Source organism: Njordella aestuarii (assembly GCF_056494165.1).
Map to the genome: position 1 here is coordinate 4,565,797 of NZ_CM151397.1, position 16,376 is coordinate 4,582,172.

Genomic DNA, 16,376 nt, shown 5'->3' on the forward strand with positions numbered 1-16,376 from the left:
TATCCTTAGTCACAAAAGCTAGTCACTAGAGGTGAGCTAGCAGGAAACTGATTTCATCGTAGTGGTCTGCATTACTAACTTGTTACGGTGCAGTACTCTCGTACGATTCTGCGGACGCTGGTGGACCTCCGATGTACTTGGGATAATTCGGATACGAGCACAATGGCAAACTTCGCCCGCTAGCTCCCACAACTAGAGTCTTAGCTGGTGCCTCGCCACGTTCGACCCAGGCTTCAAGCAGCCCGCGTTTGTCGAATTGATTGGGAATCGGCGTAACAGCAATCTCTTCGCCAGCCCCATTCACCTTGTGGCTGTTACCGCCGAGCCCATGGCCTCCTTGCGGAATAACAAACAGTCGCGCAAACGAATCGACTTTTTCTTGCCCCATCGTATCGATAATCGATTGATAGTAGTCCAACTGTGCTCCTGGCGAAGCTAACGTGTCATTGGTTCCGATCGTGACGATCATCTTTCCGCCCCGTTCATGAAAGGCGGACAGGTCTGGATTCGTTGAATCAAGCCATTGGGAAATTTCTTCACGTCGCGCGTTCCACTTCCCACCTTCAACATACTCAATTGGATTCGCTTGCAGATCCTGCATCAAGAATCCGGTCACGCCGAGAACTCCCATGTGCGAATAAGGAGGCGCATTTTCAGCCGCCCCATCTTGTCCTCGAAAGCGACGGTCCGCAAGTAATCCACTTCCAGACGGATCGGTATTGGGCGCCCACATTCCGAAGGACGTCACGCCATTGGCAAGAGGCGTCGCAAATTTGTAACGGCTGTAGATGAATTTAAGCGTCTCAATTTGCCCATCGGACAGCTTAGCAGCTTCAGAACTGTCTTTCGGATCGGGATCAACTCCGTCAGGACCGCGAAGCTCTTCCCATGGATTCCGATCAGGGTCTCCTTGCGACATGTCAAAGAGTGCTCTCGCGGCCATGTAATTGTTAATAATGCCGTCCTCGAGCCCATCGAGCTTATCGCATTTGCGGAGAAAATGAGCACGGATGGCGTTAACTTTCGATAACGGAATCCAATTGTCAGCGGGAATCTCTTGAATTCGAATCAGAACAGGAGCAAGCATCAGAGACGAAAAATTTACGATTGGAACATCGGCAGTAATACCGTCGTAGTCGGCTGGATACTTTTGGGCGACCGTAAGCGCTTCACGACCTCCTTGCGACGAACCGAAGTAGTAGTTGTACTTAGGAAGCTCGCCATACACACGCTCGATGATCACCATCGCAGCATCGCGGGTCTTCTTCATCTGCATATAGCCGAGGTTCCGTACAGCCTCTTCGTTCAACGCCCATTCGTTTGGATTCCCAGAAGGCGCTCCACCGCCTGGAGGCCCACCAAAACCAACTGGCGGTCCAAAGCCACCCGGAGGACCGCCACCCGGAGGACCGCCACCCGGAGGACCGCCACCCGGAGGACCGCCACCCGGAGGACCGCCACCCGGAGGACCACGACGTCCGCCTGGAGGACCACCGCCTGGAGGACCACCACCTGGAGGACCACCACCACCTGGAGGACCACCACGACCTGGAGGGCCACCCATGCCAGGAAATCCGAAGCCTTGATGGCCGGAGTCACTGCCATAGGTTGCATAGCCGGCCGCTACTTCACGGCCTGTCACGTTGGGAATCATTCCATTCATTCCGCCCCCGCCCAACTGCGCGCTCTTCTGATTCCATTGTGCGGGTAGGGCGATGCGAAAGTTGATCGGCTTACTATTGGGATCTACTGGTAAGATCTCACCGTCGACCGTCCCATAACCACCATTTGGTCCATCTCTCCATTGAGGTGGCTTTAAGTTTACGGCACTTACTGGCTCTCCGATCTTCTCGGGAGGAATCGACGTCCCAACCTTTTCTGCTGTGAGGTCTGCTTCCGTTAAAGTAAACGTGGATTCTGTCGCAGCAGGCTGAGCAACTGCGAGCGATGCAAACGTAGGTACGATCAGCAGAGCTACCCAACAAATGGGGTGTGCTGTGCACATCGGCAAAATAGATATTCGTCGAAGCATAGGAGTCTCGCCGGTTGATTGAGAGAAAGGAGCGAAGCCAGACGTAGCGTGACAAAAGAGTCAAACAAAGCGTCGCTAGAAACTACGTAGACGTATCTAGCTGGCGATCGACTATTTTGAGGGACACAGAAACAAAAAGCAACAACCCTAACCGTTTCGCTTTTTTCGAATTATCGATCGTTCTTTGAATCGAATTCGCCGACACTCGGAGGTTAACTCTTTAAACTAGGTCTGGCTAAGTGATTTCGACTGGCGCCCCCAGCGTGCGTGTTTCGCACTTTACATTGATAACAGACGCCGAATTGTCGCGTTTCCTATAGCTTGGCCAGCGGCAAATTTCTTCCGAATTCCATCCAACTTTGTGGGGACGACCATTACTAAAGCTGCGAGTCAGATTCGTGAGACCAAAGTGGGCTGCCGTCGCTGTGTTCAACCGGCGATTCGGAAATCGCATGGATGTAGCGATCAACGAGCACATCGTATTTATCGCGTGTTTCATACGTTGGCCGGAAATCTTCGCGGAGGTTTTTCAGCCCGGCAAGAACGGCTTCGGAATTGCCGTTTTCGAGCTCGATGATTGTATTTTGGATCAAATCTTTGGTTGCTTCAGAAAAATAGATATTGGATTGCAGCCTATCCAAAGAACCGACAATCCAGGCTACTCCAAACGACATCGCAATTGCGCACATGCCAAAAGCGATTCGCGTTTCTCGGTTCTCATAGAACTCAGAGACCAGCCAAGCGATAGGAAATGTTATGACAAGAAAAAGTACGAGCTCAAGCATAGAAAATGCACTTTTGCGTTGAATCTATGAACCGATGAAAATGGTTCGGAACATGGCTGACGTTAGCGGCGTCAGCCCCCAAGCATCCGCCGGAGCTTCTCGGTAACAGCCTGCTGGGAAGCACCGAAGCTAAGTAAGACCTCTGCAGAATTTGCACCATTTGCAGTAAGACCCACAAGAAGATGCTCCGTCGAAAAGTAGTTATGAGACATCGACTCCATTGCATCAATAGCACTCGCGAATACTAAGCTCACGTCTTTATCAATGCAGTCACCTGACGCGTCACCTTGACTTCTCAATGCAAACTTGTTGTAGACATCCTTGAAGCGAACGTTGAAGTCCAGAAGTATTAACGGCCCCACACCGCTTCCTTGACGCAGCATTCCAAGCAGCAAATGATTGGATTCGAAAACCGAATCACCGCGTTCTTGCCTTACAACATTTGCATGAGTGATGCACTGACGCAATCGATCTGTAGCGAGCACCGAAGCCTTGCCAGTTAATCGATAGTCAGGTGTCATGATAATGAAGTCGATTCACTCAAAATAGGTCGAATTGGCCATCACTAGCCTGCACTTTTGACGAAGTTAGTCGAACGACTATTTCTTCTTAGGAGACAATGTTCGTAGTAAGGCCACCCGGAATCGTAGTCCGAATGCCATTTTCGCGAAATTTTAAGGCAGGCGGTAACTTCTAATTTCCAATGTTTTGTCGGCGACTAGCGTAGTGACTGCTGCCAACGATAGAAATCTTTGTTTTCCGCTACAGCGAATCGAGCGCTTCGCGGACTTTTCGGTTGAGCTCTTTAATGGTGTATGGTTTGTTAAGGAAATTAATTCCCGCATCCAATACTCCGTTATGAACGACCACATTCTCCGTAAATCCAGAAGTGTAAAGTAGCTTCATCGTCGGTCGATTACATTGAATCCGTGCTGCAAGTGCAGGCCCAGTTGTATGCTGAAGCATAACATCGGTGCACAGTAAATGTATCTCCCGTGGATATTCGGTTGCAATTCGCGTAGCCTCTTCTGGATCAATTGAAGCGAGCACATGGTATCCCAGACTCTCGAGCATCTGCTTTGTTACATTTACTATTGCAGGCTCATCGTCAACCAAGATTACCGTCTCGCTACCACGATTCAGGTAGTCATCGCGATCAATCGTTCGTGTCGTCTCCTCTCCAGTCAATTCGCATGGGAAGTAGACTCGAAACGTAGATCCTTTGCCAACTTCACTATATATATTCACGAAACCACCGTTCTGACGCGCGATTCCATAGACGATCGACAGGCCTAACCCCGTGCCTCTTCCTAACTGCTTGGAAGTAAAGATTGGCTCGAATACCTTGGAAAGATCTTCTTTGGCAATACCACAACCGGTATCCGAAACTGCGAATTGGACGTACTTTCCCTCGGACGCTTCAGGGTGTGTATCCAAGTAAGAACGGTCAACATCAATGTTATGGGTCTCGATGGTAATGGCGCCATCGTTGCCAATCGCGTCTCTAGCATTGATGCATAAGTTGAGCATAACTTGTTCAAATTGACTCACGTCGATCTTGGTCAACTTTAAGTCCTCGGCCGGTAGCCAACCTATCTTAATATGCTTGCCGATCAAACTCTGAATCATGTTGAGTTTCTCGGAAACAAGACTGTTCAAGTTGACATTCGTCGGCTCAGTCGTCTGCTTACGCGCAAAGGCCAGTAGCTGCTTGGTCAAATTCGAGGAACTGTCGGCGGCGCGACGAATTTCCACTATATTTGTGCGAATGCGGTCGCCCAAATTCTCTCCCAACGCCGCCAGCTCAACATGTCCGAGAATCACGGACAGCATGTTGTTAAAATCATGAGCAACACCCGCTGCAAGCCTTCCAATCGCTTCCATTTTCTGCATTTGCTGCAATTTTTCTTCACTCTCGCGCAGTAACCTCTCCAGTGTCTTTCGCCCGGTAATATCAATAGACATCACGAATACGCCTTCGGGAATCGGTGAAATCCGAAGCTCAAACCAGCCCGGAGTACCATCGGGAAAGATGAACTCGTTTTCAATCTCGCTCGGTATACGCTGCTCGAGACATTGCCGAATCAGGCCGTAGACTGCTGTCGATTCGACTCCCGGCCACATCTCTTGGTACTTCCGGCCAAGCAACTCGCGGTTCGGGCGTCGATTATGACGTTCGGCTGTTGAGTTGAGGTACAGATAGATCCAGTCGAAAGATAAAATCTGACATCCTTCGAGCATGTTCTCGAAGATCCGTTTGTAGAAATCGCCCTCATGACTATCAGGGAGCATGGCTGTCTTAATACCAATCAAGATTAACTTTTTGCATTGTCCATCCATCGCGAGCCAGAACGCACACATCAGGAGTCTGCGCGAGCATAGCTTATCAGATACGTCGGGTCGAAATGCTAGCGAGCAACAAAATTTCTAGTAACATTCAGCAGCAGCAGATATCTTGCCGGGTAAAAATCGACTCTTGGCTGAGTTGATAATGCAGACGATACAAAAAATGTTTGCTGTTTTCTCTAGCCATTTTTCCATGTGGCTAATACATTACGGCTACCCCGACGCAAGTTGCTTAACTCACCCAGACGCACCCCGCCAGCTCTTTACGATTGATCACCTCTCGCGCAGTTAGCATAAGTTCCGCGCAAGAGAAACGAATGCGAGGTGTCGCTCGCCAAAGTGGACGTGGACCAGATTTCGACTTCGAAACGACGTGATAAAGTAAAATATGCCGATTGACTACATGATCGACCAAGAGCTCGGGGTACTTGTAGTGTCGGCATCAGAGGAAATCACGACGCAAGACCGAATACTTCTCGTAGAGCGTCTGACTCTCGACACAGAAGTTCCCGACTCGGTTCCAATTCTGATCGACGTTTCGCGGATCACGAATCCGCCAACAGCGGATGATATTCCTGTCATGGCCAGCCTAACTGAGAGGCTCGGGCGGCGTTTCAAATCCAAGGTAGCATACTTTGTCGTTCAGCCCGGCTTAGTTACCCCCTATCAATTGGCCGCGATCTCGGTGCGATCTGATCAATGCGAGGCACGCACGTTCACGGAACTATCGGCGGCATATAAGTGGCTAAAAAACGCGGCAGATTGACTTTAACAATATCAATTTGGGCCGAACTCTAAAAAGTTTACTTCTCCAATTACGCGTCATCGTCGTGACGACGTATGGCAGACAGCAGGCAGACCAGAGATTAGAATCTAGTCAAACCTACGTCTATATTCCTCTTCAATATTAAGGTCAACGATGGTGCGATTTAGATTTTTATTTGCGGTTCCATTACTCTTTGTTGGACTTGCCATAACATCAGAACCAACAGTCGCTCAAGAGTCGTCAACCGCGACTTCCAAAAAATCCGGCGTTTTTGGCACGCCACGCAACGATCCAAATTCGAAACTCGCTCACCAGCAGTTAATTGAAAAAACTAAGCAGGGCAAAATCGACGTCTATTTTGTAGGCGATTCTATCACGCGTCGTTGGGGTGCTACTGACTATCCAAAGTTCTTGGAAAACTGGAAGCAAAACTTTCACGGTTGGAACGCAGCCAACTTCGGTTGGGGCGGCGACACAACGCACAACATCTTGTGGCGAATGCAGAACGGCGAACTTGAAAATGTGAATCCTAAAGTATTCGTTTTGCAAGCCGGCACGAATAACCTGCCGTGGAATGGTGCGGCAAATGACGCCAAAGTGAGTGAAGTCGTTGATAGCATCCAAGCTCTGATCGAATTGTTTCAAGAGAGGTCGCCTGAATCGAGAATCATCCTAACCGCCGTTTTCCCAAGGGATCAAAATGCGGCTTTGAATTCTACAATTCACCAGATCAACGAACGACTGGCTTCACTTGCCGATGGAGATAGAGTTCGATTCGTGAATATCAACCAGCAGCTGACAGATGACTCAGGCAAATTGCTGCCGGGCATGTCTGACGATGGCCTCCATTTCACAGAAAAATCGTATCAAGTGTGGGCCGATGCGCTAAAGCCACTACTGAACGAATTCGTTGGAGCACAAGCTACAGAAGACAAGGCTCCACCCGCAACCGGCGATCCAAGTGCTCGCAGCCAACCATCTGCAAAGCCCTCGGCCGAACCAGTTACTCGATGGACAACGCCCGGCGGAGCGGACGTTCCCGAAGCGGTAAGAATCAAGCGACCTACCACTGAGGAACTGGCCGCAGTTGAAACAGCCGTGAAATCATTTGTAGAATCAGCGGATCCGAAGATCAAATCGATTTTGCAACAGTACCCAGGACTTGTCGAAGTACGTCCGCCCAAGCCAAACACGGCGATTGTTCCGAACTTAGCACGATTCTTTGGCCAAAAACATCAAGGCAATGTCGCAGTAGCAAAGCAGGGGGACGCCGACATGTTGTTCCTGGGCGATTCGATCACCGATTTCTGGCGAAATGACAGCGGGCCTTTTGCTGGGAAACCTGTGTTCGATGCGAATTTTGGCGATTGGAACATTGCCAACTTCGGTATCGCAGGTGACACAACTCAAGGCGTCCTGTACCGACTGCAGAACGGTGAGGGCGAAGGGTTTAAGCCTCGAGCGATTATGTTGATGATCGGTACCAACAACACTGGTTCGAACAATGCTCCCGAGATTGCGGAAGGGATCGGAGCGGTTGTTCTCGAGCTTCAAAAGCGTTTTCCAGAGGCCAAGATTCTGCTTTTAGCAGTATTTCCGCGTGCTAATCCAGGCGATGCGGTCCGCACAACAATCAAGGAAATAAATGAGACGATTTCCAAGCTGCACGACGGAGAGAAAGTTCACTATATGGACATTGGTCAAGCATTCCTGGATGCTGACGGTAATATTCCGAAAGATATCATGAGCGACGCGCTGCACCCATCTGCCAAAGGCTATGAAATTTGGGCAGATGCAGTGAAAGCAAAGCTGACCGAATTACGAGGTGAATGACCACTGCGATCAAAGTCTATAGCCTGAGAAGCGAGCAGTAGTAACTTACAAAGTTGCGATCGGCTGGGCGAGTTTAACCACCGCCCCAGCCACCTTCGCTTCAGGCACTAGCCCTCAAGTTTCACAGCGCGCTGCTCTCGGATCGATTGGTTGATCGCGGCCATGATTTTCATGTCTCGCAACCCTTCGTCACCCTCGGTTGCGAAAGGACGGTCTTCAAGCACAGATGCGGTGAAGTCGTCCATCTCGTGGGCAAATTGGTTCACTTCTGGAAACTGATGCTCCCGAGCCAACGGCACTTGATTTCCTGGAATGCCTTCTGGTGATTCAATGATCGTCTGCAATCGAAGCCCACGATACTGATAAGCCGGGGCCATTTCGACGATGCCTTTTTCGCACAGAACGCGAAAATGTGTACCACTTGCCGAGGCAAACGTGCAGTCGGCACTCGCAAGAGCGCCCGATGGAAATCGAAGCTGAAAACTTACAGAGGCTGGTACTTCCCTAAATCTTGGGTCGTCCTTCGGCTGGAACGCTTGAGCCATAACTTCAATTGGCTCTTCTCCCGTGAGGTATCGCGTTGCATTCAAACAATACAAACCGATGTCACCGAGCGGACCACCTCCTAGTTCGCCAGAAAGTCGTATGTTCGGCGCAGTGACGTTTTGGCCAAAGCTGGTTGAAATGGTGCGAACCTTCCCAAAGGTCCCCTGCGCACACATTTTCGCGGCCGCCATATTCATTGGCTCGTGATGAAGCCGATATGCTATTCCCAACTTACGATTGTTGGACTTCGCCGCATCAATCATCCGCGTCGATTCCTCAATCGTGACCGCCATCGGCTTTTCACAAAGCACGTGCTTACCAGCCTCAAGAGCGCGTATCGTGTATTCAGCATGCATGCTGTTTGGCAGTACGATGTACACAATCTGTATGGAATCATCTTTCGCGATCTGATCGTAGTTCTCATAACTATAGATTGCACTCTTCGCAATGTCGTAGGCATTCGCGACTTGCTCGGCCTTGGACCGATGTCCGCTTACGAGTGCTTTTGGTTCAGCGATACGGCATTCAGCAAACGCAGGCATCAATTCTTCCATCGACAATTTTCCAAGTCCTACGATCGCCCACCCTAACTTTTTTGCTGGAGTCTGAGCAATGAACAGGTCAGGCGGCTGTTTGTCCGGCGGAGCAAGTGGCGGATCTCCGGCGGACCGCGGGACTTCATCGGCAGCAGCCGAACCGGAAATAGACCTCGCTGAACTATTAGACTCACTTGCAGCTCCATTAGGCTGGTCGTCACCTAACGCAGCACGGGAAGCTACTAATCCAGATGCTGCAGCGATTGTCGAACTGCCTACTAAAAAGTCGCGTCGGCAATAATTCATTCTGAATACCTTTAATTCATTTTCTACGGGATCGGAATTGCCTCGGTCATTGATAAAGGCACGGAACACATCGCGTGCCCTAAACAAAAGTTCTCTGATTCAAAAGCCATCTTTGTTCAACTTTCGTGGCTCGCCAATTGCATCTCCGATGGGCGTTCGAACACCGCTTATTTGCTCAGCTCGATACCCATGCAAGTGGGTGAAAATCCTGCAGAGCAAACTGGCCTAGGGCAGAAGCAACATTTATTATCGGAGTTCGCATAAATGCCACGCGGTGACAAAAGCAAATACACGGACAAGCAAAAAAGACAGGCTGAACATATCGCCGAAAGCTACGAAGAGCGCGGCGTCGACAAGGACGAAGCAGAAAGCCGGGCCTGGGCCACCGTCAACAAGGATAGCGGTGGAGGAAAAAAGAGCGGCAGCGGGCGCGGTCAATCGGTTGAAAATACCGCAGCGAAGAAGGGCGGAAAGCTTGGTGGTGCAGCATCCGCAAACCGCTCCGCTGCAGAAAAATCTCGATCAGCAAAGAAAGCCGCAGCGACGCGAAAAGAAAACGCAGGCCATTAGGTTTCAATTACAACTTCGATTACTCAACCAAGGGTTCTAAAATGAGCGACTCAATGCCCAAACCAGTGTTAGGCGATACGTTTCGCTGCAAATCCTGCAAACTTGAGATCTACGTCACTCAAGGCTGCGACTGTGATGAATGCACTTCCGAATTCAAGTGTTGCGGTCAGATCATGGAGAAGACAACCGAACCGACCGTTTTAAATAGCTGACGGTTTTCCTAGATTTGAAAAGCATTAGTTACTCATCCTTCCCCCCTTGCACGTAAAGGCCGTGTAAGGTGTCGGGTGGAATCTACGGTGAGTTATTTCGAAAGCTTGGCATAGGATTGGCTAACCTTGACGACAACCGATTTTGCGCTGTTTTAAACCACATTCGCAGCTTGGCAATTTCGTCAACTTTGAAGGAGCATATATGTTAAATGCCTACTGCCGTCTTTCTGTTCCGCTAGTGCTCTGCTTGCCAGCACTGTTAGTTGCCCAGCAACAACCTCGCCCGCGCCAAACAGCACCAGCTCAGACTACAACACAAGCTGCGCCAAACAATGGTTCGACTGAACAAAATAAATCTGAAGACAAAGCTGACTCAATTGACAACGTTACTACCAACCGCGGCACGGCAAAAGAAACCGATCCGAAGACCACATTCGGTAATGGAGGCGAGATTCATCAGATCGCCACAGGCGACGACCCGGTAATGACCACCCAGCAAGGTGTCCCTATCTCCGATAATCAAAACTCGTTGAAGGTCGGCGATCGAGGGCCAACTCTACTGGAGGACTTTCAATTACGTGAGAAACTATTCCACTTCGATCACGAACGAATTCCCGAGCGAGTCGTGCATGCACGTGGCTTTGGAGCGCACGGATATTTTGAAAACTATGAATCGCTTTCGGATATTACGAGCGCGGAGCTATTTCAAGAAGCAGGTCAGAAAACGCCAGCTTTCGTGCGATTCTCTACAGTGGCTGGCAACAAAGGCTCACCCGACCTCGCACGCGACGTTCGAGGCTTTGCAGTCAAGCTCTATACGCAAGAGGGCAACTGGGACTTAGTTGGGAATAACATTCCAGTATTTTTCATCCAAGATGCGATTAAATTCCCCGACTTGATCCACGCTGCAAAACCAGAACCAGACCGAGGTTTCCCTCAAGCGCAAACAGCGCATGATAACTTCTGGGACTTTATATCGCTAACACCCGAGAGTATGCACATGGTCATGTGGATCATGTCCGATCGCGCAATCCCTCGTTCATTCCGCTTCATGGAAGGCTTCGGCGTTCACTCATTCCGCCTAGTTAATGACGAGGGAAAATCGACTTTCGTTAAATTTCATTGGAAACCAAAACAGGGTTTGCAGTCGGTAACATGGGACGAGGCGGTAAAGATTAATGGCGCGGATCCCGACTTCCATCGAAGAGACCTATGGAACGCTTTGCAAGCGGGCGACTATCCAGAATGGGAACTTGGGTTACAAATATTTGACGACGAGTTTGCAGACCAGTTCGATTTCGACATTCTGGATGCAACCAAAATCATCCCGGAAGAACTCGTCCCAGTTCGACGCGTCGGTCGATTAGTCCTAAACCGCCCGGTCGACAATTTCTTTGCGGAAACAGAGCAAGTCGCTTTTTGTACGCAGAACATAGTACCCGGTATTGATTTCAGTAACGATCCGCTTCTCCAAGGACGAAACTTTTCATACCTAGATACGCAACTCAAGCGTCTCGGCAGCCCTAACTTCACTCACCTGCCAATCAACGCTCCGCAGTGCCCCATGTTCAACTTTAATCAAGATGGACACATGGCAACCAGCAATCCAAAAGGCCGTGTAAATTACGAGCCCAATTCTTGGGGCGTAGGCCCACGCGAATCACCCACCAAGGGATTCAAAACATACGCGGCGGAAGTTGATGGAACCAAACAAAGAGTTCGCTCCGAGAAATTCTCCGATCATTACAGCCAGGCTCGGCAGTTCTATATCAGTCAAACTCCAGTGGAACAGCAGCACATTGTTGACGCATTGGTCTTCGAACTTAGTAAAGTCGAAATGCTTGGCGTGCGGACGAGGATGGTTGCACACTTGCTAAACATTGACGGCGCGCTGGGGGACAAAGTTGCACAAGGTCTCCGTTTGCAGATCATGCCACAAGCGATCAAAGCAGCTCAACCTACTAAACAGGATCTGGAGCCTTCACCAGCGCTGAGCATCCTTAAGAACGGTCCAAAAACGTTCGCCGGACGAACAGTAGGTGTCTTAGTTACAGACGGTGTTGATGCCGATGCTTTAAACGCATTGGAGCAAGCACTCAAAGCCGAAGGCGCAGCAATGAAACTAGTTGCACCGCATGTTGGCGGAGTAAAAGCGAGCAACGGGAAAATGATTCCTGCCAATGAAAAAGTCGAAGGAGGCCCATCGGTTCTCTTTGATGCAGTTGCTTTGCTACCGTCTGAAGAAGGCGTAAAATCGCTAATGGATAAACCAGCAGCGCGACAATTCGTAGCTGATGCTCTTATCCATCGTAAATTTATCGCCCACAATGATGCAGCAAAAGCACTGCTGGAAAAGGCGGGTGCAGATTCGACTAACGCGCCGCAGTTGATTGCGATCAGTAACGACAATTCCTTCGAACAGTTTGTCAGCGACTGCAGGAAACTACGACATTGGGGAGAACCAGCTGAACCAGCAAACGGATCGGGAAAATAGCTTTCCCTTGAGGCTTTGCTGAGCACATTGATCCTTATAAGTTTGGTGTTACAACCAAGCTTATTCCTGGCGGGCAGTCTTGCGACTTCCGCCAATTTCTATTCATGTGGTTGCGATGTAGAAACCGTAAACTTCTCTCTTTAAGATGTTATCGACCGCACTCGCATCGATTTTAACTCTATTTTATTGGTGTCATGTCCGAATGGAGGTAAGTTTGGAAAACGCAAAGGCGATTTCGACGACCAGGACTGAGGCTTGCGGTTGTGCGCATCTATGGAAAAAACTTTGACGGACTCTGAAGCTGCCAAACCGCCATTGCAATCTGCTGCGACAGCAGCCAGCTTTCGAACGTTGTTCGATCAAAGTCGACAGTTTGCGGGCATTCTCACCCTTGAGGGCGTCGTCGTTGAAGCGAACAGGCAGTCGCTTGTAGCATGTGGTTATGTTCGTGATGAAATAATCGGAAAGCTCTTTTGGAACTGTGGCTGGTGGAACAAATCCCAACAACTAATTGATACAGTTCGAAACGGATGCCAAAGAGCGGCGGGCGGCGAGCTTTATGAGGCAAAGCTGCGCTACTATTTCGCCGACGGATCGGAAAGGATAATTGACCTGATCATCTCTCCCGTATTTGATTCATACGGGAAAGTCGTATGTCTAAATCCCACTGGAACCGATGTAACCGAAAGGCACCGCGCCGAAAGCGCTTTGCGTGAAAGCGAAAGCCGACATCGATTCTTTGCTGAACTTGTTGAATCTGCACAACCAATTTTTGAACCTGAGCAGATCCTTCAACAAACAGCTCGAAAACTTGCAGAACATTTGCATGTCGACCGTTGTGGGTACGCGGAAGTAGAAGACGAAGAAACTTTTAACGTCATCGGTGAGCACGCGACGTCAACCCCTTCGATAGTCGGACGCTGGCCAATCGCCTCGTTTGGGGCGGAGTGCCTGCGGTCAATGCTGGCTGGCGACCCGTTCATTATTGAAGATGTCGACTTAGACGCGAGGATCGCGAGATCAGACAGGGCAGCGTATAACGCCACTTCGATCAAATCGGTGATATGTGTTCCGTTGCATAAAGGCTCCAGACTTATTGCCGCGATGGCCGTTAGCCAATCTGAACCAAGGCAGTGGAAGCTCTCGGAAGTGCAGATGGTAACGGCAGTAGTTGCACGTTGTTGGGAGTCGTTGGAACGTGCGAGAGCAGCTCAAGCTGAACAAAAAATGCGACTGGAAGCGCTTTCCGAACGAAAACGGCTTAATGAAGTCTTTCAGTTTGCCCCGTCCTTCATGGCAGTCCTGGACGGTCCCAATCACGTCTTTGAAAGAGCGAATGAGCGATTCGCGAGCTTGGCTGGTGGTCGAAGCTTGATCGGTCAAAGCGTCGCACAGGCATTTCCAGAACTAGAGTCGCAAGGCTTTCTAGCCATATTGGATCAAGTTTATCAGATGGGACAACCGTTTGTTGCATCGAATATCAAAGTGATGCTTCGCCGACCGGAGTTGGATAATCAACTGTTTGAGCATAACTTAGAGTTTGTTTACCAACCCATGCGCGACGTCGACGGTAAGGTATCTGGAATTTTGGTTCAAGGTATCGATCTAACGGAACGTAATCGGGCGGAACGCGAATTGTCGAACGTGACCGCCCAATCTGAGAAGCTGCGAAGGCTCTACGAAACGGCGCTCTCGAATACGCCAGACTTAGTCTACGTTTTTGATTTAGATCACCGATTTACTTATGCAAACCAAGCCCTCCTGAACATGTGGGGTAAGAGCTGGAGCGAAGCGATCGGGCGGAACTGCCTGGAGTTGGGCTATGAGCCTTGGCACGCAGCCATGCACGATCGTGAAATCGAGCAAGTTTGCGAAACGAAGAAGCCGATTCGCGGCGAGGTACCTTTCACTGGCGTAAACGGTTGTAGAATATACGAGTACATTTTCGTACCGGTGATCGGATCCGACGGCGCAGTGGAAGCAGTAGCGGGCACAACTCGCGACGTTACCGAACGAAAGGGTATGGAACAAGCCCTCTTGGAAGCCGATAAAAAGAAGGACGAGTTTCTCGCGATGCTTGCACACGAGCTTCGTAATCCGCTTGCCCCCGTTCGCAGTGGACTTGATCTACTTCGTCTGTCGGGATCTGACAATGAAGTTTTAGATGTAATGCAACGGCAGGTTGAGCACCTTGTACGATTGGTCGACGATCTGCTAGACGTGTCGCGAATTATGCGCGGCAAGATTCGACTTCAAAAAGAAATCGTTGAGCTTTCTGGGATCATAAATCGAGCCATCGAAACCGTGAAGCCAATGATTGATAGGCTTCAACAGACCGTCACTTTCAATCATCAAACCGCTGCTATTTGGATAAATGCGGATCCGATTCGAATTTGTCAAGTTATTGGCAACGTTTTAAACAATGCGTCCAAATACTCGGATGTCGGAGGAAAGATCGACATCTCCACTGCGCAGGAGAATTCTCAAGTGACGATCTTTATCATGGATAATGGAATCGGAATATCTCCAGAACTGCTACCGCAAGTATTCGATCTATTTACGCAGGACCACCAGAACATAGATCGGTCGCAAGGAGGTCTAGGAATCGGTCTTACTGTCGTTAAAAGCCTCGTCGAGATGCATGGTGGTCACGTCGAAGTCAGAAGCGATGGACCTGGCCAAGGCAGCGAGTTTCGATTGCGATTGCCGACGGTCTTACCACCCGTGCAAAAGCCGGCCGCTGATTTGGATAACTACGACGTTGTGCCGCGCAAAATACTGGTCGTTGATGACAACGTGTCTGCAACAATCATCCTTTCAAAGCTCTTATCGAAAATTGGCTCCCACACCGTTTTGACTGCCTATGACGGTGCTTCCGCCTTAACAGTGATTGAGCAAGAGCTTCCCGATCTTGTCTTTTTAGATATTGGACTTCCGAAGCTTGACGGTTTCGAAGTCACGAAGAAAATCCGCGAAAATTCCAAATTTGACCATATTCAAGTAGTCGCTCTAACTGGATATGGCTCGGAAGATGACCGCCGCAAATCGTACGAAGTTGGGTTCAATGCCCATCTAGTCAAACCGCCGAGCATCGACGTACTTCGTAAGATCATTGCTTCAACTACTCCCTCCACGACTCTCGACGACACTTAATGTTAATTTAAGGTTCGCTGTTTTAGACTTGCAGCTAACCACTAATTTTAGGCTTAAATCCGCTGAAGTGCTGCTGGCTCTTCAAGCTGCTGCCGGCAAGCACTTCTACTGTATCGAGGAAAGCGGCATGACTCTGTATTGTTCCGTACTTTTGCTCCTCGCCAATCATTTGGTTATGGAAGTCGGGAAGTGGCACTGGGATTTTGAAGGCGACGTTCTGCAGTCGGAGCCTGAAGGATTCTACTTTGACGAAACCGAACAAGGTCCGAAAGGCACTTGGCGAGTGGTTGATGACGAGGGAAACAACGTGCTGGCTCAACTGGACCGGACGGATCGTCGCAATCGGTATGCACTGGCAGTCGTAAGGAACGAGCAACTTCTTGACCTGGAAATCTCCGTTCGCATCAAAGCAATTGCAGGCGAGATTGATCAAGCTGGCGGGCTCGTTTGGCGTTATAGAAATTCAGAAAACTACCTCGCCGCTCGAATTGACGTCACAGAAGACAATATCAAACTCTATCGCTTTAGTCGCGGTCATCGAATTCAGTTCGGTGAACACAAGAAGCTTGGACTCGAAAGCAATCACTGGTATACACTTCGAGTTGAGCATCGTGGTCGGGACATCAATGTTTATCTGGACGACAAGGTTCTTATTGTTGAAAAAGATCGACATTTTACGCATGAGGGTAAAATTGGGCTTTGGACAAAGTCTGACTCAGTTACATACTTTGATGATTTGAAAGCACAAGAGTTGAAAGATCATTAGCTCACTTCTCGCAGATCGCCTTCGTCACATA

The 16,376-nt window shown here is 49.6% G+C and carries 12 protein-coding genes; 7 read left to right on the forward strand and 5 right to left on the reverse strand.

Features of this window, described 5'->3' with window-relative positions:
* Positions 1-82: 82 nt before the first annotated feature.
* The 4 genes from SH451x_RS18085 to SH451x_RS18100 all read right to left on the reverse strand — a co-directional run bounded on the left by SH451x_RS18085 (position 83) and on the right by SH451x_RS18100 (position 5,109).
* Positions 83-2,032 carry a tannase/feruloyl esterase family alpha/beta hydrolase gene (locus SH451x_RS18085; RefSeq protein WP_479358411.1) on the reverse strand — a complete coding sequence of 650 codons (1,950 nt, stop codon included), beginning with the start codon at positions 2,030-2,032 and terminating at the stop codon, positions 83-85.
* Between the two features lie 377 nt (positions 2,033-2,409).
* Entirely contained in the window at positions 2,410-2,817 is a 408-nt protein-coding gene (locus SH451x_RS18090; protein ID WP_479358412.1) for a hypothetical protein, read from the reverse strand.
* Positions 2,818-2,888: 71 nt separating this feature from the next.
* Positions 2,889-3,338, reverse strand: coding sequence for a Clp protease N-terminal domain-containing protein (locus SH451x_RS18095; RefSeq protein ID WP_479358413.1), 450 nt, complete (start codon positions 3,336-3,338; stop codon positions 2,889-2,891).
* A 241-nt stretch (positions 3,339-3,579) separates the two neighbouring features.
* Positions 3,580-5,109 carry a PAS domain-containing sensor histidine kinase gene (locus SH451x_RS18100; RefSeq protein ID WP_479358415.1) on the reverse strand — a complete coding sequence of 510 codons (1,530 nt, stop codon included), beginning with the start codon at positions 5,107-5,109 and terminating at the stop codon, positions 3,580-3,582.
* Between the two features lie 442 nt (positions 5,110-5,551).
* Here SH451x_RS18100 and SH451x_RS18105 point away from each other — a divergent pair, with 442 nt between their 5' ends.
* On the forward strand, positions 5,552-5,929 hold the full coding sequence (locus SH451x_RS18105) for a hypothetical protein (RefSeq protein ID WP_479358416.1): 378 nt from the start codon (positions 5,552-5,554) through the stop codon (positions 5,927-5,929).
* A gap of 153 nt (positions 5,930-6,082) precedes the next feature.
* Positions 6,083-7,762, forward strand: a complete 1,680-nt coding sequence (locus SH451x_RS18110; protein ID WP_479358417.1) for a GDSL-type esterase/lipase family protein — start codon at positions 6,083-6,085, stop codon at positions 7,760-7,762.
* A 107-nt stretch (positions 7,763-7,869) separates the two neighbouring features.
* On the opposite strand, the gene SH451x_RS18115 is transcribed toward SH451x_RS18110, so the two are convergent.
* Entirely contained in the window at positions 7,870-9,150 is a 1,281-nt protein-coding gene (locus SH451x_RS18115) for a Gfo/Idh/MocA family protein (RefSeq protein WP_479358418.1), read from the reverse strand.
* Between the two features lie 264 nt (positions 9,151-9,414).
* Between SH451x_RS18115 and SH451x_RS18120 the strand changes: the two genes are divergently transcribed.
* The 5 genes from SH451x_RS18120 to SH451x_RS18140 all read left to right on the forward strand — a co-directional run bounded on the left by SH451x_RS18120 (position 9,415) and on the right by SH451x_RS18140 (position 16,345).
* Positions 9,415-9,720, forward strand: coding sequence for a hypothetical protein (locus SH451x_RS18120; RefSeq protein ID WP_479358419.1), 306 nt, complete (start codon positions 9,415-9,417; stop codon positions 9,718-9,720).
* Between the two features lie 41 nt (positions 9,721-9,761).
* A complete protein-coding gene (locus SH451x_RS18125) occupies positions 9,762-9,932 on the forward strand; it encodes a hypothetical protein (protein WP_479358420.1) in 171 nt (56 codons plus the stop codon).
* A 202-nt stretch (positions 9,933-10,134) separates the two neighbouring features.
* Positions 10,135-12,426 (forward strand): catalase, encoded by a 2,292-nt coding sequence (locus SH451x_RS18130; protein ID WP_479358421.1) that lies wholly within the window; start codon positions 10,135-10,137, stop codon positions 12,424-12,426.
* Between the two features lie 273 nt (positions 12,427-12,699).
* Positions 12,700-15,579: a PAS domain S-box protein gene (locus tag SH451x_RS18135; protein ID WP_479358422.1), complete on the forward strand. Its 2,880-nt coding sequence runs from the start codon at positions 12,700-12,702 to the stop codon at positions 15,577-15,579.
* Positions 15,539-16,345, forward strand: a complete 807-nt coding sequence (locus SH451x_RS18140) for a hypothetical protein (protein WP_479358423.1) — start codon at positions 15,539-15,541, stop codon at positions 16,343-16,345. Before SH451x_RS18135 ends, SH451x_RS18140 begins: the two co-directional genes overlap by 41 nt.
* Positions 16,346-16,376: the final 31 nt, after the last annotated feature.

Bases quoted from the DNA above. Each gene is read 5' to 3' on its own strand.
- SH451x_RS18090 (WP_479358412.1), bottom strand. From the start codon at position 2,817: ATGCTTGAGCTCGTACTTTTTCTTGTCATAACATTTCCTATCGCTTGG.
- SH451x_RS18085 (WP_479358411.1), bottom strand. From the start codon at position 2,032: ATGCTTCGACGAATATCTATTTTGCCGATGTGCACAGCACACCCCATT.
- SH451x_RS18130 (WP_479358421.1), top strand. From the start codon at position 10,135: ATGTTAAATGCCTACTGCCGTCTTTCTGTTCCGCTAGTGCTCTGCTTG.
- SH451x_RS18110 (WP_479358417.1), top strand. From the start codon at position 6,083: ATGGTGCGATTTAGATTTTTATTTGCGGTTCCATTACTCTTTGTTGGA.
- SH451x_RS18135 (WP_479358422.1), top strand. From the start codon at position 12,700: ATGGAAAAAACTTTGACGGACTCTGAAGCTGCCAAACCGCCATTGCAA.
- SH451x_RS18100 (WP_479358415.1), bottom strand. From the start codon at position 5,109: ATGCTCCCTGATAGTCATGAGGGCGATTTCTACAAACGGATCTTCGAG.
- SH451x_RS18095 (WP_479358413.1), bottom strand. From the start codon at position 3,338: ATGACACCTGACTATCGATTAACTGGCAAGGCTTCGGTGCTCGCTACA.
- SH451x_RS18120 (WP_479358419.1), top strand. From the start codon at position 9,415: ATGCCACGCGGTGACAAAAGCAAATACACGGACAAGCAAAAAAGACAG.
- SH451x_RS18125 (WP_479358420.1), top strand. From the start codon at position 9,762: ATGAGCGACTCAATGCCCAAACCAGTGTTAGGCGATACGTTTCGCTGC.
- SH451x_RS18115 (WP_479358418.1), bottom strand. From the start codon at position 9,150: ATGAATTATTGCCGACGCGACTTTTTAGTAGGCAGTTCGACAATCGCT.
- SH451x_RS18105 (WP_479358416.1), top strand. From the start codon at position 5,552: ATGCCGATTGACTACATGATCGACCAAGAGCTCGGGGTACTTGTAGTG.